The sequence below is a fragment of the Pseudoalteromonas distincta genome (assembly GCF_000814675.1).
In the GTDB taxonomy this organism is placed as follows: Bacteria; Pseudomonadota; Gammaproteobacteria; order Enterobacterales; family Alteromonadaceae; genus Pseudoalteromonas; species Pseudoalteromonas distincta.
Genome location: NZ_JWIG01000001.1, coordinates 736,557 through 759,153 on the forward strand (window position 1 = coordinate 736,557; position 22,597 = coordinate 759,153).

13 protein-coding genes and 1 tRNA gene are annotated in these 22,597 nt (G+C 37.0%); 7 read left to right on the forward strand and 7 right to left on the reverse strand.

Annotation, left to right across the window (positions count from 1 at the left end):
* Nucleotide 1 precedes the first annotated feature (1 nt).
* The 7 genes from QT16_RS03310 to QT16_RS03340 all read right to left on the reverse strand — a co-directional run bounded on the left by QT16_RS03310 (nucleotide 2) and on the right by QT16_RS03340 (nucleotide 8,304).
* Nucleotides 2-865: a glycosyltransferase family 2 protein gene (locus QT16_RS03310; protein ID WP_039485655.1), complete on the reverse strand. Its 864-nt coding sequence runs from the start codon at nucleotides 863-865 to the stop codon at nucleotides 2-4.
* A 124-nt stretch (nucleotides 866-989) separates the two neighbouring features.
* A complete protein-coding gene (locus QT16_RS03315; RefSeq protein WP_039485658.1) occupies nucleotides 990-1,736 on the reverse strand; it encodes a glycosyltransferase family 2 protein in 747 nt (248 codons plus the stop codon).
* Complete coding sequence (locus QT16_RS03320) at nucleotides 1,737-2,681, reverse strand: exopolysaccharide biosynthesis polyprenyl glycosylphosphotransferase (RefSeq protein ID WP_039486070.1); 945 nt, start codon at nucleotides 2,679-2,681, stop codon at nucleotides 1,737-1,739.
* Nucleotides 2,674-3,651: a Wzz/FepE/Etk N-terminal domain-containing protein gene (locus tag QT16_RS03325; protein ID WP_039485661.1), complete on the reverse strand. Its 978-nt coding sequence runs from the start codon at nucleotides 3,649-3,651 to the stop codon at nucleotides 2,674-2,676. The genes QT16_RS03320 and QT16_RS03325 overlap by 8 nt, the downstream gene beginning before the upstream one ends.
* Before the next feature lie 64 nt (nucleotides 3,652-3,715).
* Nucleotides 3,716-6,394 (reverse strand): SLBB domain-containing protein, encoded by a 2,679-nt coding sequence (locus QT16_RS03330; protein ID WP_039485665.1) that lies wholly within the window; start codon nucleotides 6,392-6,394, stop codon nucleotides 3,716-3,718.
* 122 nt (nucleotides 6,395-6,516) lie between these two features.
* Entirely contained in the window at nucleotides 6,517-7,299 is a 783-nt protein-coding gene (locus tag QT16_RS03335; protein ID WP_039485669.1) for a DUF481 domain-containing protein, read from the reverse strand.
* A gap of 186 nt (nucleotides 7,300-7,485) precedes the next feature.
* The gene (locus tag QT16_RS03340; RefSeq protein ID WP_002958438.1) at nucleotides 7,486-8,304 is read right to left on the reverse strand and encodes a mechanosensitive ion channel family protein; all 819 of its coding nucleotides are present in this window, start codon (nucleotides 8,302-8,304) and stop codon (nucleotides 7,486-7,488) included.
* Between the two features lie 282 nt (nucleotides 8,305-8,586).
* Between QT16_RS03340 and QT16_RS03345 the strand changes: the two genes are divergently transcribed.
* The 7 genes from QT16_RS03345 to QT16_RS03380 all read left to right on the forward strand — a co-directional run bounded on the left by QT16_RS03345 (nucleotide 8,587) and on the right by QT16_RS03380 (nucleotide 22,574).
* Nucleotides 8,587-8,662, forward strand: a tRNA-His gene (locus QT16_RS03345).
* A gap of 568 nt (nucleotides 8,663-9,230) precedes the next feature.
* On the forward strand, nucleotides 9,231-10,556 hold the full coding sequence (locus tag QT16_RS03350; protein ID WP_039485674.1) for a porin family protein: 1,326 nt from the start codon (nucleotides 9,231-9,233) through the stop codon (nucleotides 10,554-10,556).
* A 12-nt stretch (nucleotides 10,557-10,568) separates the two neighbouring features.
* Nucleotides 10,569-11,690 carry a FecR family protein gene (locus QT16_RS03355; RefSeq protein ID WP_039485677.1) on the forward strand — a complete coding sequence of 374 codons (1,122 nt, stop codon included), beginning with the start codon at nucleotides 10,569-10,571 and terminating at the stop codon, nucleotides 11,688-11,690.
* Between the two features lie 39 nt (nucleotides 11,691-11,729).
* Nucleotides 11,730-17,858: an Ig-like domain-containing protein gene (locus QT16_RS03360; RefSeq protein WP_039485681.1), complete on the forward strand. Its 6,129-nt coding sequence runs from the start codon at nucleotides 11,730-11,732 to the stop codon at nucleotides 17,856-17,858.
* A gap of 9 nt (nucleotides 17,859-17,867) precedes the next feature.
* Nucleotides 17,868-18,701, forward strand: coding sequence for an MBL fold metallo-hydrolase (locus QT16_RS03365; RefSeq protein ID WP_039485684.1), 834 nt, complete (start codon nucleotides 17,868-17,870; stop codon nucleotides 18,699-18,701).
* Nucleotides 18,702-18,721: 20 nt separating this feature from the next.
* Nucleotides 18,722-20,941 carry a CHASE2 domain-containing protein gene (locus QT16_RS03375; RefSeq protein ID WP_307734201.1) on the forward strand — a complete coding sequence of 740 codons (2,220 nt, stop codon included), beginning with the start codon at nucleotides 18,722-18,724 and terminating at the stop codon, nucleotides 20,939-20,941.
* Nucleotides 20,913-22,574 (forward strand): HD-GYP domain-containing protein, encoded by a 1,662-nt coding sequence (locus QT16_RS03380; RefSeq protein ID WP_039485693.1) that lies wholly within the window; start codon nucleotides 20,913-20,915, stop codon nucleotides 22,572-22,574. The genes QT16_RS03375 and QT16_RS03380 overlap by 29 nt, the downstream gene beginning before the upstream one ends.
* The last annotated feature ends 23 nt before the right edge of the window (nucleotides 22,575-22,597 follow it).

The window sequence follows — 22,597 nt, forward strand, 5'->3', positions numbered from 1 at the left end:
GTTATTTAATTACTCTAAATGTTTTAAGTAATTGTTTCGCAAATTTTAAACATATCGCTTTAATAAACTTAGCCAAAAGTTTGTGTTTTAAGGAAAAGACTAACGCTCTTTTATAGTGTTTATGGGATATCATTGAGCGTAAAATAACTAAATAATAAAAACCTGTTGTGGCATCATTACTTAATAAATCTTTATACATATTTAGCCATTCCAATGAAAAATTATAATCATTTAATTTAGGAATTTGTATAAACTCATATGCAACGCTTTCTAGCAGAACAAACTTTGCACCACACTCCTCTAGTGATAAACAAAATTGATAATCTTGATGCCTTTTTAAGTTATGAAATGGTGCTATTTTTGCTAAAGCTGTAGGAAGTAATATGCCACTAGTTTGGATTATTTGTTGTGCTTTAAATAAGTATTCACCAACAGTTTCACCTTCTTGAATTTTACGTGTAGGGCGGATTATTTCTCGAGATCCATCAATAATCTTACATGTAGAATAAATAACAATATCTTTCCCTAGATAAACTGACTTTTGTTCGTATAACTCTAACTGCTTTTCTAATTTGGTTGGGTACCAAATATCGTCATAATCCAAAAACGCAACAAACTGCCCTTCAGCATTTCTTACACCCACATTTCTCGATAGCCCACCATGTAGGTTATATTCGTTGCGTATGATTTTTATACGAGGGTCAGTAATAGATTTGAGTTCACATTTAGCTTCAAGTGGAGAGCAATCATCAACAATTATGACCTGAATGTTATTAATTGTCTGCTTAAGCGCACTCTGCACCGCTTTTATTAACAATCCAGGGATAGTTGAGTAGAAAGGTATTACCACTGTTACATGTGTCATAGGTCTATAATCTTATTTAAGTTCGTGCTTTATCCGGCATACTTTATAACGTTCAATCAGCATCATACTTTTACGAAAATAGTATAATCCTACAAACTTTAAAGATAAAAATAGCGCATAGTACTTATTTTTTATTTTTAAAAAAGCCGTTAAAAGCATAAAAAAAGAAATAATAAGAAGATTGAAAGATGTCAAATTTTAAAACATCTCTATAAAAAGCCCACTGCCATTTCAGTATCTTAAATTTATTTTTCGTCATACCTGAATCATGCCGATATGACGCTAAAACATCAGAAAGCCCCTCAGCATGTGGTATGTCTTTTAGGATATCAAGCCAAAGTCCCATATCTTGACGCTTTCTTATTGTAGGCATATATTTTTTACCTACAATTGCGGTGTCGTAAATTGCAGTTAAACAACCAATTACATTCCCATATAATAATTTAGAATACGTGGTTTGCTTTGGAGGAGTAATAATACCTTGAGAATTCCCCTGGCTGTCTATCTTTTGATAGGCCGTATAGGATAGACCTATTTTATTAGCTTTCATGAATTCAATTTGTAATTCTAATTTTTTAGGTGCCCACATATCGTCGGAATCTAGAAAAGCTATAAAGCGTCCTTTAGCCTCTGCAATTGAGTTATTTCTAGCACAACCAGCACCACCATTAACCTTACTCGTAAATAATTTTATTCTTGAATCTATTTGCTGAAATTGCTTAATTAATTCACGTGTATTGTCTTGTGAGCAATCATCTGTAATTAATAACTCCCAGTGTAGATATGTTTGCCGCCTTACAGACTCGATACTCTGAGTAATATACCGACTAGAATTATAAGTCGGCATAATAATAGAAACCATTGGGTCCATTTAACGCCCCAGACCAAACAAAACTACTTTAATCGTTTTAAACATTATTTTTAAATCACCAAAAGTACTATGATGTTTAATATAGTGAATATCGTATTTATGTTTCCATATAGCATCATCTACTGAAGCACCATAAGGATAACTTATCTGCGCAAGCCCAGTTACACCCGGCTTTACCGCGTGTCTAAACCTATAATACGGTATTTCTTTTTCGAGCTCTGTAATGAACACTTCCCGTTCAGGTCTAGGTCCTACCATTGACATTTCACCACGCAGTACATTGATAAACTGTGGTAGCTCATCGATTCTTGTCTTCCTAATAAACCTACCAACTTTAGTGACTCTTGAATCATTTGCTTGAGCCCACTGAGCTCCATCGGCTTCGGCATCACGAGACATCGAACGAAATTTTATTACTTCAAACTCTTCATTATATTGCCCTGTTCTGGTTTGCTTATAAAAAATAGGACCTCTACTCTCCAATTTTATTAAAATCGCAAATAAGATACCAATAGGTAATGTAAGTAAAATTAATAGTATTGCACTCAGCACATCAATAAATCGTTTTGCTACCTGCGTTTTTTTCACTGATAAGATAGAAAATGCTTTTTGATGTAAAAAATAGTTACTTTGGAGAAGCTGTACCTCAGTAAAACCCAGCCTATTATCTAAATAACTAACTAATGGCTCTACCCACGCACCAAGCTCAGTTGCTTTAACTAAATAGTCTTTTTGAGTTTTACTCAAATTTGTACTTTCAAAGTGACAAATAACTTTTAAACTAAAGTCTTTTATTGAATAATCATTAAAAACCAGCTCAAATTCATATTCTTTAAGTATGCTTTGAAGCTCTTCAGTTCTATTTTCGGGACAAAAAATGAAAATAGTATTTTGTTTTAAAACTTCTTTTTTTGATTTAAATCGTTTCACTGAAAAGTTACCCATTAGTGTGTTCATTAATAGATTCTTCTGGATTAGAACTTAAGTACATAACTGAAACGATAAATAGCGATAGTAATAGTCCAGCTAAAAATCCCAAAATGCATATTAAAGATCGTCTTGGTTTAAATTTTTTTTCGGGAACGATCGCGGGATCGACCGTTTTAAATACATATTCAGTTCTAACGTTTGCAAACATTATTATTTTTGCTTGCTCTTCTAATAGGGTAAATAAAATTGATTTCATATTTGATATTTCAGTGTTTTGAATCTGCTGGGTTAAAAACAAGGTGCTTTTTTGTGCTTCATCAACATCTCTAATTCGCATAACCTCATTTATATCTGTCACTAACCAGTCAACCCAATTCTTAGCAATATATGGCGAGTAATGCTCTACAGATAGTTTAATCATGCCTGTATCAGGATCTAACTCCACACTCATGGCTTCTTGTAATTTGATATATGCTTCTTGCATAGATGGCTTAGCTTTAAAAGGGAGCTTAACTTCTCTTACCCACTCTTGAGTCTCGGTATTAAATATTTCTTTATCGTATGTAATTTTATTTTGATATAAGTCCCATTCTTTAACTGCCATCAAGTCTTTAAGAATGTCGTGCTGCTCTATAAATTTACTACTGAACTTTCTTGATTTTAAAACTTCAATTGCCAAACCTGTTTTACTCGAACTACTCGAACCACCTAAATCTACTCCAGCAAGGTTAGCGATACCACCAAACTGTCCAGCTAAGGAAGCTAAACCGTTATTTTGTTGCTGCTCAGCTGGAGATAATAGAGCCTCAGCCTTATAGATATTTGGCAACTGTAGTGCGTATATAACTACTGCAATACTAATTATTGAAGTTATTAATGCTATTAATAGCTTTTTAGACCATATAAAGATGAAGAGCTCTCTGAGATCAACTTCATCATTTTTAACTAAGCCTTCCTTGGACTGAATATAGCTGCTATTTTCCATGACTTAATGAAACCTTTTTAGTATTGCTACGTAATTTAAAGTATTTGTAATGTAAAAATACATATCACAAACTTCCAATAGCAGCGACAGCCACACCTAACTGATAAAGAATCTGCGTTGCTGTGCTCCAAAGCGTTAGCTTATCCATGTGCCCTGCATCCATTGGTATTACTATTGTGTCACCGGGTTCTAACTGTTCAGCATTATTAGCTGCAAACCAGCCACCTGTACTTGGTATTTTCACTGAACCATTGGCTTTAATAATGTAAATTCTATCTTCAGCAGCACGCTCTTTAAGGCCACCACTTAGCGCAATATAATCATCAACACTAACACCTGATTTATAAAGATGTGATGTTGAGTAGTTAACTTCACCTATTACACTGATTGAATCGCGCTTACTTGGTACATAAAGTGTATCGCCATCTTGTAATACTAAGTTTTGTTGATTATTTACAATTAAAGGTAAGTCAATTACTAAACGCCCTACAGCTTCAACACTTGCGAGGTCGTTTAACAGCATGTTCATTTCTTCATAAGAAAGTGTGCTGCTACTCACCGAGTTTTGGAAGCTTTTAGAAGCTATATCGCGGCGAAGCTCTGTAGATAAACGCGCTAGTTGTTTTTGTTCTTGTTCTTTAATTGATGTACGGGTAAATACAGCTGCTTTTTGCTCTGCAAATTGTGAAAAACCACCCGCGCGTTCCAGTAATTCAGTTAGCGTTTCACCTCGGCGTATCGTGTACGTACCTGGAAATTTAAGCTCACCTTTTAATTCTACTTTTACGTTTTCTTGCCAGTTTGGAATAGCGAAAACGTTTATGCTGTCTTTACTTTGTAACGTAATATTACTTTGAAGATCGCCCTTCATGGCGCTTTCAAGATCAAATCGTAAGTGTTCTATTTTAGAACCATCGCTGGCTACAATACGTGTAATTTCAGCTTGTTTTACGTAGGCAGACTCCAATAAACCACCGGCTGCAGTTATTAAGTCTTTTACCTCACCACCAATCATTAGTGGATAAATACCAGGGAAAGTAACATTCCCGCTGATTTCAACTAATTGCATTGCTTGTTGCACTGATGCTTGCTGTTTAAATTTAGCAATAATCGGCGCTAATAAGTTATGGCGGCTAAATAATGCGTAATCTTCAGGTTTGAGTTCTTGGTCTTCTTCTTCTTTTGCTTTGCGTTTAGAAATTTCAGCAATTGTTAGTATTTTATTGTCTTCAAGAACAAGCTCTTCGTCTTCTTGATTAACACCAATATATTTTTCGAACTCTTTTTGCTCAAACTTGTGCCATTGCTCTGCTTTTTGTTGCTGCTCTTGTTGCTCTTGGCTAAGGGCCATATTTGCTAGAGCTGATTGCTCTGCTTCTTTTTCTTCAAAACGACTAAATACAACTATCTTGTCATTAGCTTTAAGTTGTAAGTTGTTTTCAGGATTTTTAATAATCGCTTGAGCAACGTCGAACTGATGCGCTTCTATATCACCGTTTACATTTATTTCGCGGATTACGAGGCCGTAGCTTAAATCGGCTTGCGGTAGTAGGTCACCGCGTATAGATTTAAGTACATCTGAAATACGCTTGCCTTGGTGCCATTGATAATTACCTGGGCGTGCTACTGCACCAATTAAGCTAATTGAATTTTGATATTGCGAGCTAACTGAATTAAAGCGAATACGGTCGCCATCTTGCGGGATATAGTTAATTTGTGGTTTTGAAAAATCGACCGAGAGTACTTCTTTACGGTCGAAGTTGAAGCGCTCTACCACTGCATTTTTAGCATAGGCATTTGGTTTGAGGCCTCCGGCCATTGCTAATAACTGCTTAGCAGATTCACCTTTTTTAAGTTCAAAAATAGCGGGACGTTTAACTGCACCTTCAACTTTTACTTGAGCGCCAACTGATGGTATAAATACGACATCACCCGGCTTTAATACGATATCGTTGCTGCTATCGCCTTTAATAAGTAAGTCATAAAGGTCAAAATTTGCTACAACCTTGCCTGCGCGTTTAACTTGAATATTACGTAGAGAAGCAATATCAGACACACCACCACTTACAAATAATGCGTGCGAAACGGTTGTTAATGATGAAACACTGTAGCTACCAGGCTTGTAAGCCTCACCTAGCACTAAAATACGCATGCTACGAAGCTGACCAAGTGATACAAACGCTTTTACACCTATTACCTCTTGCTCTACTTTTACTTTTATTAGTTCTTTAATTTCAGCAAAGGTTAAACCAGCCACTTCCACAGGGCTTAAGTCTGGAATACTAATACGTCCTTCACGGTCAACTATAACTTCAAAACTTTCACTTTCTTTACCGTAAAAGTTTATTTTTAATTGATCGCCAGGGCCCACAATATATGTATCTGGTACTGCGGCATTTTCGCTTGGCATAAACGTAGTAGGTTCACCTGCAAACAACTCATAGCCATATGGCTTAAGTTCGTCTATTTTTGGTTTAAAGCGCTCTTCATCTGTAAGCTCTTCTTTTTCAGGCTCGGTACGCTCACCAATACTACTTTGCTGCTGTGTATTATTTTGAGTATTAGATTGGTTTGCACCAGTGATCGTTGATATATCAACACCATACTGTTTTGCTAGCGCTTCTTGTTGAGCTTTTGGTAGCTTTTTAAACTGCTCAAGTTGAGACGCTGTTGGCGTAAAAGCCAAAGTACTAAAACTACAAAGTAGAATAAAAGCACTAATAAATTGTGTAAAAACTTTCACGAGTAGGCATATCCCTAGGTCTACAACCAAAATTGGCCGCTATAATACCTTAATTATAAGCAAATAAAAAAGGGACTTTCGTCCCTTTTGTCACTTAAATGTCATTAACTTAACTACATTGGTTAAAAACTGTAAACCAACGTGAATGACGTTTCTGTGTCAGTGCTTTCTTTGTCGTCAGCAACATCTGAGTTGTTAGTGACATTAAAAGCGACTTTCATTTGTAACGAGCCGTTTATTTTTGCAAGTAATGCAGTTTCAGAACGGGTTTTAGTGTTTGTATCACCGTACTCAACAGCAACTAATTGAGTAAAACGTGCATTCTCAGAAATTTGCCAGTTGTAATCTAGCTTACCTAAGGCAATTACTTCGCCTTCAAATTCACCAGCAAGAGAGTTACCGTTGTCATCAACTTCAGTGCTGTCATCTGGGTATTCAAAGTATTTATAACCAGGACCAATTTCAGCACTTAACCACATAGTTTTTTCGTTTAATAAACGTAAACCGTAACCTGCATAAATTACTGACTCACTTCTATACGCTCCAAAATAATCTGAAACGTGTGAACCATAAATGAATAAATGAGAATGATCTTCATTTAATTTGTAATTACCTTGTGCAGAAATTGAATACTTCTCGTTAGTGCGCTGCTTGTTTTTGTCACCATTAGCATTTTCAACTTCATATTCTTTGTAGATGCCGTCTAGCTTGTATTCGTTGTTCCAGTGTTCAAGGTTGTGCTGAACTTTAATGCCACCTTTAAGTGTGGTCGTTTCTGTATTACCACTTGTGACAATAGCACCTAATTCACTGGTAACTTCCCATGTTCTTTGTTCTGCGTCTGCAGCAAATGCGTTTGTTGCAGCAGAAGCCGCAACTAAAACTGATAAAAGCTTTAATTTCATTAAAAAATAACCTTTGTATAAATGTACATCTATTTTATTAAAGCATTACTTGTTAGAGCAAGCTAAACAACTAAGTAATGATGTAAAAAATTTTCATGCAGCAAATACCGCATGAAAATTTTATGTTTAATAGCTCTTTAGCACTATAACAATTAAAGATAACTTTAATTAAATAACTATTTAAAATTAGTCTTGCTTGTGAAAGTGAACATCCATTTGTGGAAATGGGATAGTAATATCTGCATCATCTAATGCGATTTTAATATTTTCCATTAATGACCAGTAAGTAGGCCAATAATCAGCAGCGTTAACCCAAGGACGAACAATAAAGTTAACACTTGAATCGCCTAACTCATTTACAGATACATTGTAAGCTGGATCTTTAAGTATGCGTGTTTCTGCATCTAATACAGATTTTAATACTTCTTTTGCGTGACGTAAATCAGCATCGTAGCCAACACCAATAACTAAATCGATACGACGAGTAGACTCTCGTGAGAAGTTAGTAATAGCACCAGACATTATTTGAGAGTTTGGTACGATAATTACTTTGTTATCTGGAGTACGTAGTTCAGTTGAGAATATTTCGATTTTTTTAACCGTACCCATTTTATTACCTGCTTCAACAAAGTCACCAGACTTAAATGGACGAAGTAAAATAATTAGTACGCCTGATGCGAAGTTAGATAATGAACCTTGCAATGCTAAACCCACAGCTAAACCGGCAGCACCTAAAATAGCAATGAACGAAGTTGTTTCAATGCCAATTTGCGAAAGTGCCATTAAAATAGTTACAGCAAATACAAGTGTGTACACAATACTTGAAACAAATGAACCGACAGCTTTATCTACTTTCTTTTTAGCAAAACCTTTTTCAGTTAAGTTAGAACAAAACTTAGCAACACGACTACCAAGTAAAAAGATAACAAGCGCAACAACTGCTTGAATACCATAGTGTAAAATTAGGCCTGAGTTATCGTTAAGCCAATTAAGTACTGAATCCATATTTACTCCAAATGTTTTTTATTAAGCGTTTTCGGGCATTATTATACATTAATTTACAATTTATTCTCATGGAATAATGAATTAATACTATTAAATGCAAGTATATTCGATTTTTTAGAGGCAATTATCCGATAAAATGTAGCCTACTTTGGAAAAATATTAACGACTAAATACTAATTATACTTGCCTGATTTAAATTATTTTAATTTATTTCACTTTTAGGCTTCACAACAATTATTATTTTATGTATTATGCGCGCCACACCAAACGAGGTGTGTAGTGGCGGTTGTAGCTCAGTTGGTAGAGCCCCGGATTGTGATTCCGGTTGTCGCGGGTTCAAGCCCCGTCAATCGCCCCACTTTTTTCCTAGTAAGCCTCATATTTATACCCTATTAATTATCCTATTATATAAATTCTAAAACCTCTTACTATATTAAGATTACAACACAATTATTCATACTCTAGTTAAACCCACTAATTTGTAAATCTCACGCAGCGATTAAATCATCCCTAGATTAAAAAATTTCAACCCACAAAGCTCAACACCCCCTAATTAGTAATAATATTTAATAAACAAGTATTTATACCAATTCGCTTAATTAAGTGTTCTATTTTGAGGATGGAAAAACATGTTGATAGCTAGGCAAAAAATTCGCTATTTCATTGTTCTCGGCAATTGCTCCTGCATTGCTCTACCTTCTGCATCCATGCAGTCGTATATGAGAATTTTTAACACAGGTAGCGACACGTTTAGCCCCGCAAAATGACTAAGTATTATCGCGGATTGGTATAACTCATTACTTATCTACAATTAATTAACCAATGTGACTGTATTAACTATACTTAGCTACAAAAAGTGGTAGGTTTCTAATGTTGGCATCACTTTTTACAAAACATCAAACTTCTACTGGGATATAAAATTAAGCATGATTAAACAGGTTTTAGGAAATTTACTGTGTAGTTGTTTAGCTGTAATGAGCTTTAACTCATTGGCTCAAAGCAATGATGAATTCAATAAGCTATTGATTGAGCTTCAAAAATTAGTTTCTGAAAAAAAATACACTCAGGCTTATCAAAAAAGTAATAGCGAATATCAGTACCTAGGCGAACCCGTATACGACTTTTTATTAGGGGTCAGTGCACTTAAAACAGGGCATGCGGCGCCAGCTGTATTTGCCTTTGAACGCGTGGTTGAAAATAATCCTAGATGGTATGAAGCTCGCTTATACTTAGTTCGCGCTTATTTAACAGTTAATAATTTACCTGCTGCCGATACTCAAGCTTTAATACTAATTAACTCACCTGACACACCTAATAATATAAAGTCTTCAGCACAGTCATTGCTAGAAACTGCTGCACTTAAGCAACAAGAGGCTGGACGCTCTTATAAACAAAATATTGAGCTTGCGCTTGGCGTAGATGGCAACGTAAACGCAGGTACTGCAGAAAATACGATTATAATTCCTAATATTGGTGAATTTTTGTTATCGCCAGAAAGTAAAAGTACGCAGGACAACTATGCACGACTTAATTACAGAGGAAAGTACTCTCACCCTATTGACCAAAAAAGCTTAATCACTTTAAGTATTGATACCGGGTGGTACAAGTTTGATGAACTCAGTCAATACGATCGTGTAAATGCGAACATTAATGCCGCCTATCAATATAAACAAAATGACATAAGTTGGTTTGCACGAGTTGCTACCACTCCACTGATGCTTGACGGTAAACTTTATCGTACTGAATCAGCTTTAACGGCCGGAGCTAATTTTACGCTAAATAAACAAGTTAATTTATTTAGCTCTTTGACTGCGGGTGTTTTAAACAATAGATTTGATGAAAAGCTCGATAACTCATTTTATGCGATAAATGCAGGTGCTAGCTATGCAGCTAAAAATTGGTTTCAAAGCTTAAGCATTAACGCTAAAAGCGAGGAAGCTGACATTACAGAGGGTGAATTTAATAGCCGTAATATTACGAGCTTGTACTACCAAGTGAACACTCAGTTGGCTCAACATTGGCAGTTGTTATCTCTTGCTGGATACCAATGGATTAATTATAAAGATGATCACCCTTTATTTTTACAAGAACGTGCCGATAACCTCTTTATGCTCTCAACTTCTGTTCGCTACTTAGTTAATCGCGATTTAGCCATACAGTTGGCTGCCAACTATCAAGATAAATCCAGTAATATTTCTTTATTCGAATATGACCGTTTAGATATAAATTTAAGCGCTTCTTACTCATTTTAATTTAAGGTATTTATGAAACATTTACTCCCTGTAATTACCACTTTACTTTGTGTAAGTTTTTATACACAAGCAAACGACCCTGCTGGTAAAACTATTTTAGCACGAGGCTCTGTACTCGCGCTTGATGGAAGCAATGAACAACAACGACAATTGCAGCGCAGAGATACTGTTTTTGGCATAGATCGTATTACGACTGGAGAGAAAAGCAAAGCGCAATTTTCGATGTTGGATGGTGGTTTAATAGCCTTAAAAGAAAACTCAGAATTAAATATTGCTAACTACGAATTTAATGACAATACCCAACAGGGCTCTGCTTCTATTGAGTTACTTAAAGGCGGTTTGCGCTCTATTTCCGGCGCAATTAAAAAAAATGGCGGCTCTTATAGTGTAAAAACTCCCGTAGGCTCTATTGGCATACGCGGAACGCATTTTGAAGTTCAGCTGGTTAAAGGCGATGTATTTTTAGCGGTATGGGATGGCGCAATAGATTTAACGTTAGAAAATAATAACGTGGTTTCTTTGGGTGATAACGAGGCATTTTCGTTTGCACAAATTACAGCCACTGGTGAAGTATTTAAAACGACACGTGCGGCACGTGTGTTTGATCAAAATATAGTAGCAATTGATCCTAAAGGCGACAACGAAGAAGAAACTGAGCAAGCATCGGTAACTGAAGTTGAAGTAAATGCTTTTGAAGCAGATACAGGTGTTATGGATATATATTCTGAACAACAATTTCAAACTGTTAGCAGCGCATCTTTAGTCGATCAAATAGCTCAGCGCCAAGGTGTATTTAACTATGAGGCATCAAGCTTTAATGTAAATTCGAGTGTGGGTGCTGTTACTGACTTTGCTATGACTATGGCAGTTGATTTTGATAATGGCACCGTGCCTGATGGCGAAATTAGTTTTAATGACGCCGGTGGAAATTGGTATGCAGCTTACAGCGGCTTAATAAATTTAAGCGAACTTGAGCTGGCCGTTACATTTGCATCCCATGGTAACAATAAAGCCGAGGGCGATGTTGATGCAATATTTTTGAATGACTTAGACAACATTACTGGCAACTTTAATCTTAACGAAATAAATAATCCTGATGTAAATGCTAGCGGTTCTTTTAAATTAGAACCATAAACACATTGGATACAAAGCTTTTATTATGGAGTATTTAAAATGACAGCAAAAAATATATTTTTGCTTGGTTCTATGGTGTTTTTGTTAAGTGCCTGTGGAGGCTCAGAAGAAAGCCCCACTCAAGAGGCAATACAATCACCTACGGCTGAAGTAATACCGCCAACGGTGACTAGCTATATTAATTTGGCTGGTGTTATAGCGAGTAATCAAACCAAGAGTACAAAAGTTTTAGGTGCTGTCACTTCAAGTAGAGGAGTTGTTGGAGCAAGTTTAGCTAATACTCGCGCTAATATTGTTTTTTCACAAACAAACGACACCGTACAAGGTAATGTTTCTTTTTTGCTTGAAGCTTCGGATACTGATGGCATTGCTGAAGTTAATTTAGTACTCCCTAGCGTTAATAAAAGCATATCACTTTGTTCTTCTGATTGTGGTGTTGACTACGAAAAGTCAATTATAGGCCTCAGTCCTGCGCTTTATGGCGTAACTCCAGGGGAAATACGCCTTGAAATATGGATAACTGACACTTTAAATAATCAAGTACTTGCTGATGCAATCACTTTTAACTGGCAACCATATCAAATTGAAGGTGTTACAGCACAACGAGACGAAGATAATATTAATCTTTCGTGGCAGGCCAACCCCGAACTTAATCGTTACAACGTTTATATTGCAACTCAAGCTGGAGTCTCATCTACTAATATTAATGAATTAGAGAATGGGCAACAATTTTTAAGTATTCAAGATACTGCATTAAGCATTACCGAGTCACTTACAGATAAAAGTTATCAAGTACTTATTACCGGTGTTGATGGCAGTGGTGAAAGTGGTTTTGCTAATATAATAAACATAGCGCCAATGGGTGGAGAGCTTGCATTTGCACCAGAGGCAAATGCCGATCAGTTTCAGATAAATGAAGATCAAACTCTGCAAGGTAACGTACTAACAAACGATACGAATCAATACAGTGGCGATTTACGTGTAAATGCAGATGCATTAATTCTACCGCAGCATGGCACTCTTAATATAAATGAAAATGGGGATTTTACTTATATCCCTATTGCAAACTTTAATGGTGAAGATGCCTTTAGCTATCAAGTTGCTAACGAGCTAGGTATGACTGACACCGCAGTTGTAGAGATAACCATTTTAGCTGTTAACGACGCTCCTATTGCGCTTGATAATACTTACAGCATTACAAACAATGGAACCTTAGTTGTCCTATCGCCAGGCTTACTTATAAACGATAGCGATATAGACTTAGATGACTTAACTGTTGATACAACGCCGGTTAGCGAACCAACAAGAGGACAGTTAACCCTTTTTGATAATGGTGGCTTTGAATACCAAGGCGAGCAAAATATGCAAGGCCAAGACAGCTTTCAGTATAGAGTTGTTGATGCACAAGGTGCTCAGGCTATTGCAAATGTAACCATTGTAAGTTCAAACACTAACGTAGCCCCTGTAACAAAAAATGATAGCTATAGTTTAAGCGAAGATGAAACACTTGTGGTTACAGCAGCCAATGGTGTGCTTAGTAACGATACTGACCCAAATAATGACAGTTTTTCAGTTGATGAAACGTTTATGGTGGCACCCACACATGGTCAACTATTATTAGCAACTGACGGCAGCTTTAGTTATGTGCCGGATGCTAATTTTAATGGTGTTGATCAATTTCAATACCAAGCTATAGACTCATTAGGTGCAACCTCTACAGCCACAGTAACTTTAGTAATAAACAGCGAACCCGATAACCCTGTTGCACAAAATGATGCCTATCAATTTAGCAAAAATAAACTATTTGAAGTAACAGTACAAAATGGCTTATTAATTAACGACTTTAATATTGAGGCTGGCGATTTATCTGTTAATACCACGGCAATTAATGCAACTCAAAATGGCGAACTTACATTAAAAGTTGATGGCTCATTTACCTATCAGCCAGACTTAGGTTTTGTTGGTGTAGATAGCTTTACCTATTCAATTTCAAATGAGCAAGGCTTAACTGCAACAGCTCAAGTAACCTTAAGTGAAAGCGGCGTTAATACTTTTCCACAAGCCAATGACGATCAATATACGTTAGACGAAGACAGCTCTGCATCTTTATTCGATGTGCTAGCTAACGACACTGATGCAGATGGCGATACAATAAGTATTTCTAATATAGAAAATACTGCTGGTGAAGCGACTATTGTCGCCGGAAAAATACAGTTTACTCCACCAGCAAATTTTTCAGGTGAAATAGTACTAACTTACACCATTACTGATGGTTATAGCACTGGTAATGAAGGTATAAACGACAGAACAGCAAGTGTGACGATTACTGTTACACCCGTTAATGATGCCCCGACTGCAAATGCTGATTCAGCAACGATGAACGAAGATGCTCCTGCGTTATTAGTTAACGTATTAGCTAACGACTCCGACATTGACGGCGATACTCTTGTGATAACAGCAGCTACTGCAGATAGAGGTTCTGCATCTGTTGTTGATAATAAAATCCAATATACGCCTGCTGCTAATACAAATGGAACAGCAATTATTAACTACACAATAAGTGATGGTAACGGCGGTACTGCAACTATTAACTTAACAATTACTATTATTCCCGTAAACGATGCTCCAATAGCAAACGCAGACTCAGCTACAATAGATGAAGATGCAGCGCCAATACTAATAAACGTATTAGCCAATGACTCAGACGTGGATGGCGACAGCCTTACCATAAGCGCAGCATCAGCTGATATTGGCTCTGTATCAGTGGTTGGCAATCAAATTCAATATACACCGGCAGCCGACGACAACGGCTTAGCAACAGTTACTTATACTGTAAGCGATAGCAACGGCGGCGCCAGTACAGCAACGTTAACTATCACTATTACACCTATAAATGATGCTCCAATAGCAAATGCTGACACGGCAACTATGGATGAAGATGCAGCGCCAATACTAATAAACGTATTAGCCAATGACTCAGATGAGGATGGCGACAGCCTTACCATAAGCGCAGTCTCAGCTGATATTGGCTCAGTCTCAGTGGTTGGCAATCAAATTCAATACACACCGGCAGCCGACGACAACGGCTCAGCAACAGTTACTTATACTGTAAGCGATAGCAACGGCGGTGCCAGTACAACAACGTTAACTATCACTATTACACCTGTAAATGATGCTCCAATAGCAAATGCTGACACGGCAACGATGGATGAAGATGCAGTACCGCTACTCATTGATGTGTTGATTAATGATATAGACGCTGATAGTGATAGCCTAAGCATAACAGCAGCGTCAGCCGATAGCGGTTCAGTATCCGTTGTTGATAACAAACTACAGTACACACCGGCTGCAAATACCAACGGTATTGTTGTTGTCAGTTATACTGTTGATGATGGGAATAACGCTACAGATACTGGTAGTTTGTCAATTACGATTGCTCCTATTAACGATGCTCCAGTTGCGTCAAACCAAGGTTTTAATATTAGGGAAAACGCAACCGATGGCGACACTATTGGGACTGTTAGTGCCTCAGACATTGAGAACCAAAATTTAAGTTACACCCTGCTCAGTGGTGCCCCCATATTCGAAATAAATAATGATTCTGGCTTATTAACTGTAAAAGGAGAAAGCCCGTTTGATTTTGAAACAACTCCTCAGTACATATTGAGCCTAGCTATTACTGATGATGGTACGCCTAACGAAACAACTACTATTAATATAATAATTGATATCACTGATGATACGGAGCCTCTAGTTCCTGTTGAAGATGAAACATTTGGTCGCCCTATAACAGGTGAACTTGATCTTTCTGGAGTTTTTTCAAGCGGTGAATTTAATGACAGTATTGAGCTAAATAATAACCTTTACTTTGTAGGTTTTAGTAATAACAGCGACAAAGATATCGTTATTGCATCGTATACAACGAGTGGTGTGATAAATACAGCATTTAATGGTGATGGCGTTAAAGTATTAGATTTAGAAAATGATGAACAAGCAACAGCTATCATCTCTGATGGTACAAGCCTCTTTGTTGCTTACACTAGTTTTGATGGCACAAATACCGAAGCATGTTTGTTGAAAATGAATACCGCTGGCGTATTAAGTAATAACTCTGGAGATAATAATTCAGGTATTCACTGTACCGCATTAGCAAGCACCCTCGTGATTAATGACCTTGAATTTAGCGACAATAAAATTCAGGCTGTTGGTAAGTCATTTAATGGTAACGACAGCGATAGCTTATGGATAAAATACGATATATCTACGCTCGCTTATGAAGCCGGAAGCCCTAAAATTGTCGATGTGAGCGGCGCTAGTAGAGATGACGAAGCGTTTGCTATTAAAAACTTTAATAGCTCTGATCTTATGGTTGTTGGCAGTGTCACAAGTGCAACTGGTGATAAAGACGTACTTATTCGTTATTTAATTTCTGATGGTGAAAACAATGGAAGTTTTAATGGTAGCGCAGCATTATCGCTCGACTTGTCCAAGAATAATAAAGATGACGAACTATTTGCAATTGGCGGCGCTAAAAACACCGACTTTACAGCTTTTGTAGGTGGTTACATAACTCGTAATAGTGGTGAAAAAGAAGCCGTGGTTTTGGCTATTGATAAAACGGGTACTCTTATAACGAGTTTTGGTGATGCAGGTACTGCTATTTACGATATTGATAGTGATAGTGGTAGTGGTGATGGTGGCGCGAGTGTAACCGGCGTAAAATATGAGCAAATTAAAAATGGAATTACGTTATCTGGCACTACTGGAGTTTCTGCTAGTGAAAAACTATTTTCTGCCCGTATTTTAATGTCTGATGGTTCACTTGATAGTACTTATGGTGCATCAGGTATTAATATTATTTCAGGTATCAATGGTAAGCAATTTGCCAAATCGGCAACTATAGATGCGAATGATACAGTATGGGTATCGGGTGTTATTGACGACTCAACCACTAAACCATTTGTTGCAGCAATTGACGAGCAAGCCACATTATTCAGTAACTTTGCAGACGTTGGTTATCTTGCTTTTGATACTATAAGCGCAGAATCTGACGATCAATCAATGCACGTTTTACAACTGAGCAATGGCCCTCAGGTCGGTAAGTATATTCTTGCATCAACGGCTAAATCGAACTCAATTACTAAGTTAGTATTAACACGCTTTACGAGTACGGGTGCTATAGATACTAGCTTTAGCGAAAGTGGTCATAAAGAAATTGCCATAGATTTGAGCGTACCTAATATAGCGTTGGTTGAACACAATAGCGGCAGCTTATTTATTGCGGGATCTAAAAGCAAAACTGACGGTGAAGAGGGCTTTATAGCTAAAGTTGATCAAAATGGTGATTTAGATACCTCATTCGCCAGTGATGGTATTTACTCTACTTCTATTTCAGGTGCTGAAAAGCTTAACTTAACTGATTTAGCACTACATGATGGCAACGTTGTAGCAGTTGGCTCTGTAGTTATAGCCGATACTCCTAGTTCGTTTATCATGATGCTAGATTCTGACGGTACACTTGACGATGACTTTGGTAGCAATGGAAAAATTATAGGAACACCTTTTGAATATTATGAAAGTGTTTTTATCAGTGATGATAGTATTTTTATTGGTGGTAAATCTGTATCAGGTGCCAGTTCAGAATTAATAGCATTAAAGCTCGACTCTGACGGTGAGCAAACCTACAAATACATAGGTGAAACAACCATTGATTCCGAGAATAAAATGGTAAAAGTATTAGTCGACGAATCAAATAAATTATATTTAATTGCAAACGTTGTAGATACGCCTAATAAAGCTAGTATTACGCGATTACTCGCATCTGGAGTAATTGATGACAGCTACCCGTTAGACCAATATACATTAGCTTCAACGGGAGATACCGAAGTAAAAAGTGCCGTTTTTGATACCAACAACAATATTGTTTTAGTTGGTATGGGCAACAATAAAGGCATGTTAGCGCGCATTTTAACTGACGGTACTTTGGATAATACGTTTGGAGCCAGTGGTGCCGGCTTTTATGAAGCAAGCCAATGTGTCAGTACACATGTGTTTACTTCAATCATCCTGCAAAATGATACCCAAGTTGTTGTAAGTAGCACCTGTAATGACACTAACTCTAACAATGTTAGTATTTCTAAATTCAATTTTGAAGCAGATGGAGCTTAGCCTTAAATTATGAAAGTTGAATTTTTTGGTGTTAGAGGCTCGATGCCTTCAGCTGGAAGTAATACACACATTTTTGGGGGAAATACCTCGTGTGTGTACATTGAACAAAACAACGGTAAAGATCTTATTTTAGACTCTGGTACCGGTATTGTAGAACTCGGTGCACGTTTACTAGAAACACAAAGTCCTATCAATATTTTGCTAACGCACAATCATTGGGATCATATTCAAGGGTTTCCTTTTTTTAAGCCTATCTACCAGCCCAACCGCAATATAACCATTGTAGCTGGCAACGTTGATGATAAAAAAAGCCAAGATGCCATATTAAAGCAAATGAGTGGTTCGTACTTTCCTGTGTGTTATCAGGATTTACCTGCCAGCATTACGCTAAATACTGATTTATCGTCTCAAAAGCAGTTTACACTTAACGGTTTTTTGGTTTCGACAGCCCCACTGAATCACCCTGGTGGCGGTACTGCTTATTGCATTAAAGCAGATGAAAAAAAGATAGCCTACGTTACCGACAATGAGCTAAACCCGCCAGACAAGGTAAACACAAGTATTTGCGAATGGAGCAATTTTATTGAAGGCGCCGATTTACTAATTCACGATGCTCAATTTATAGATGCAGACTTGCCTCTAAAGCATGGTTGGGGTCATAGCACCATAGATCAGGTTGCTGAGCTTGCTATAAAAGCGAGTATTAAAAATGTGATTATTATTAGCCACGATCCATCAAGAACCGATGAACAGTTAGTCGCTATAGAAAAATATTTACACACGCAGTACGCTCAACAGCTAAAAATAGAATGCGGCCGAGAAGGACGAGTTTTTGATTTTTAGTCTATCAAGGAGCGTTACTCATTAGCTTCTTAAAACCCATTACCTCAAAGCATTTTTTTATTGGCACTGTTATTACATTATTAATTGCATCAATAGAGTTATTTTCAACTGGGTCGCTTGCAAAGTTAGTTAACCGTGTAGAAGGTATAATATACGACTCTCGGTTATTACTGACGCTTTCAGAGACGCCTAGGCGCATAGATGAAACCGTTGTAATAATTGATATCGATGAAAAGAGCATGCAAGAACAAGGACGCTTTCCTTGGAGTCGCTCAAAATTAGCAGACCTTGTTACAAAGCTTAGCGATGCAGGTGTTATTGTTATTGCATTCGATATATTTTTTTCTGAACAGGAAGAAAACCCTGTTACAAAAATTATGTCTGAAATTCCTGATTTATCAAAAAAGTACACCATCCCCTTTGCTGAAATTACTAAACAAGTCGATGCAGACACAAAACTAGCAAGCGCATTATCTAAAAATGATACTGTTCTTGGTTTTTTACTAATTGATGAACAACTAACTAATCAAAACTTGCCAGCTAAAAACAGTGTTGTATGGGCAAGCGAAGAGCACGCTAATTCACAAATAAACCAGTTTCCTGGTGCTATTGTAAATATTCCACAGTTACAAAATGCTGCAACGGGCACCGGCTTTATTAATGCACATATTGACGAAGATGGCTTTATACGTAAAGCAGCTCTTATAAATCGAGTTGGCGATAAGCTTTATCCGTCTTTAGCACTTGAAGTTGCTCGACTTTATACTCTTGCTGAAAACATAGAAACCCGTTCCAATAGGTTAGATGGTATAACCTTATTCGAAGGTATAAAGTTTCAAAATAAGTGGATTCAAACTGATGAGTATGGGCAAATATTAATTCCTTACAAAGGGCGTGCGCATAGCTTTCCCTATTATTCGGCTACCGATATTTTGACCAAAAAAATTGGTTTAGATGAATTAGAAGGCACAGTAGCCTTTATTGGTACTTCCGCCGTAGGGCTTGCTGATTTAAGATCAACACCTGTTGGTTTGCAATACCCTGGTGTGGAGGTTCATGCCAATATATTTGAAGGGTTAATGCACCCAGAGCTACTGCCATCTAAACCTAATTGGTCACAGGGAGCAAGCTTACTAATTATTGCATTGACGGGTTGCGTACTGTCGTTTTTTAGCCACGCTAAGAGCGCACGTTTTATTATTGTTTTGTCTCTTACAGTCACAAGTGTCGTTATATTTTTAAACGTTTATTTATGGTCAGTACAAAAAATTAGTTTACCTTTATTAATGCCTCTTTTACTCATCATTATATTAGCCGGTTATTACATCATTGTAGGCTCTATCGCTGAAATGAAACACAGCCGAAAAATAAAATCTATGTTTGACCAATATGTTCCTCCTGAGCGTATAAACCAAATGATACTGCAAGGTAAAAGTTTATCTCAAAAAAGTGAGCGAAAAAATATGACGGTGTTGTTTGCCGACATACGTAGCTTCACTTCACTATCAGAAAGTATGTCGCCTCATCAGTTAAGTGAATATTTAAACGAATATCTTACAGCTATTACCAAAATCATATTTGATCATCACGGAACTATTGATAAGTACGTAGGCGATATGGTGATGGCATTTTGGAATGCCCCACTGAAAGATGAAAACCACGCTCGCCATGGTGTTGAAGCCGCAATGTCTATGATCCACGGGTTAACGAAAATAAATCAGTTATTTGCAGAAAACAACCAGCCTGCAATAAAAATAGGTATCGGTTTAAGTACTGGTGACATGAATGTAGGTGATATGGGTTCGGTTTATCGTAAAGCCTATACAGTTCTTGGTGATACTGTTAATTTAGGTGCTAGAGTAGAAAGCTTGACCAAATTTTATGGCGTAGCTATTCTTGTTACAGAAGAGACAATGAAAAAATGCCCTCATATTTCATTTCGTTTAATAGATAAAGTGCAAGTTGTTGGTAAAACAGCTGCTGTACAGTTGTTTGAGCCTATAAACTTTACAGATAAGCTCAATGAAGAGCAGTTAAATGAAGTTAAAAAGTCGCAGCAGGCCATGACGCTTTTTTATAATAAAAACTGGCCACAAGCACTTAGCTTATTTAAAGAACTACACAGTACAACCGTATTTAGCCCCAACATTTATGCCATTTTTATTGAACGTATTAAGGGCTCTGATTTGCAAACACTAGCTAAGGATTGGAATGGTGCCTTCAAACATACTCAAAAGTAGTAAACATATGCGACAGCACATTAAAGACAAAACAAATCTTCAACACTTTATCGATATTAGCATTAGACTAACAACCGAAAAAAACTCGTCTAAGTTACTTGATGAAATACTGCAAGTTGTAATGTCGATAGCAAATTCTGATGCTGGCAGCATTTACTCTATTACCTCAAACAAACAACTAAAGTTTGAAACAGTAATAAACAAATCATTGAATCTTTATTTAGGCGGCACATTAGGTGGTCCTGTTGATTTTCCTAATATAGATCTTTTTATTGATGGCAAACCAAATGACACCGCTATTGTTGCGCATTCTGTTAATACAGGGGAAGTAATAAATATTCCTGACGTGTATGATGCCTTGCCTTTTGATATGAGCGCTGCACGCAAAATGGATGCTCGCACGGGTTATCGTTCTGAGTCCATGCTAACAATTCCTTTAAAAGATCATGAAGATGACATTATTGGTGTAATCCAGCTTATAAATGTAAAAGATGCGCAAAATAAAAACATTCCTTTTAGTGAAGAGCTCGTCACTCTAATTCGATCTTTTGCCTCTTTAGGCGCTATTTCACTAACTAACTCTACTTTAGTTAAAGATATGGAAGTGCTTTTTTCAACGTTTGCCGAAGCTATCGCAATGGCAATAGATGAAAAGTCTCCTCACACGGGCGGCCACTGTAAGCGGGTACCAGCACTGACGTTAATGCTTGCTGATGCAGTGCATAAAATAGATAAAGGTCCACTAGCAGATTTTATAATGAGCCCAGAGGATCGCCATGAACTAAGTGTTGCGGGATGGCTACATGACTGTGGGAAAATTGCTACTCCTGATCATATTATGGAAAAGTCGACCAAGTTAGAGACTATTTTCGATCGCATAGAGTTTATTGATGCTAAGTTTGAAATAATTAGTCGAGATTTAGAACTCTCTTATCAGCAGCAAATTATTTCAGCAATAAAACAGAATAAGTCGGTTGAGGTTTTACAATTTGAACGATTGCTTGAAACTGAGCTTAAACAACTAGCTCTCGACCGTGCATTATTACAGCGGGTAAATATTGGCGGTGAGTTTTTGGGCGAAGAAGAACAAGCCCATATACTGAGAATATCAAAACAGTATTCGCTTAAAATAAACGGCGAAGAAACACCTCTACTGACTGATGATGAAGTAGAAAACCTCATGATACGACGCGGTACACTTACCCAAGGTGAGCGCGAAATCATGAAACGCCATATGGATATAACTAAAAATATATTAGATATTTTGCCGTTCCCTAAACATCTTAGTAATGTAGCTGAATATGCATTAGGTCATCATGAAAAACTTGACGGTACTGGTTACCCAAGAGGTTTAACCAAAGAACAAATGTCGGTGCCTGCAAGGTTAATGGCTATTACGGATATTTTTGAAGCACTCTCTGCCGTAGACAGGCCCTATAAAAAAGCAAAACCGGTAAGTGAATGTTTGAATATTCTAGGGAACATGGTTAGTAATAATCACCTTGATCCTGATATTTTTGCTATTTTTATTGAGTCAGAAGTCTATAAAAATTATATCAACGAATATGCTAACCCAGAGCAGCTAGATGAGGTAGATTTTGATAACTTACCTGGTTACACACCTATAAGTTAGCACCTATAAAGTAATATCTTTAT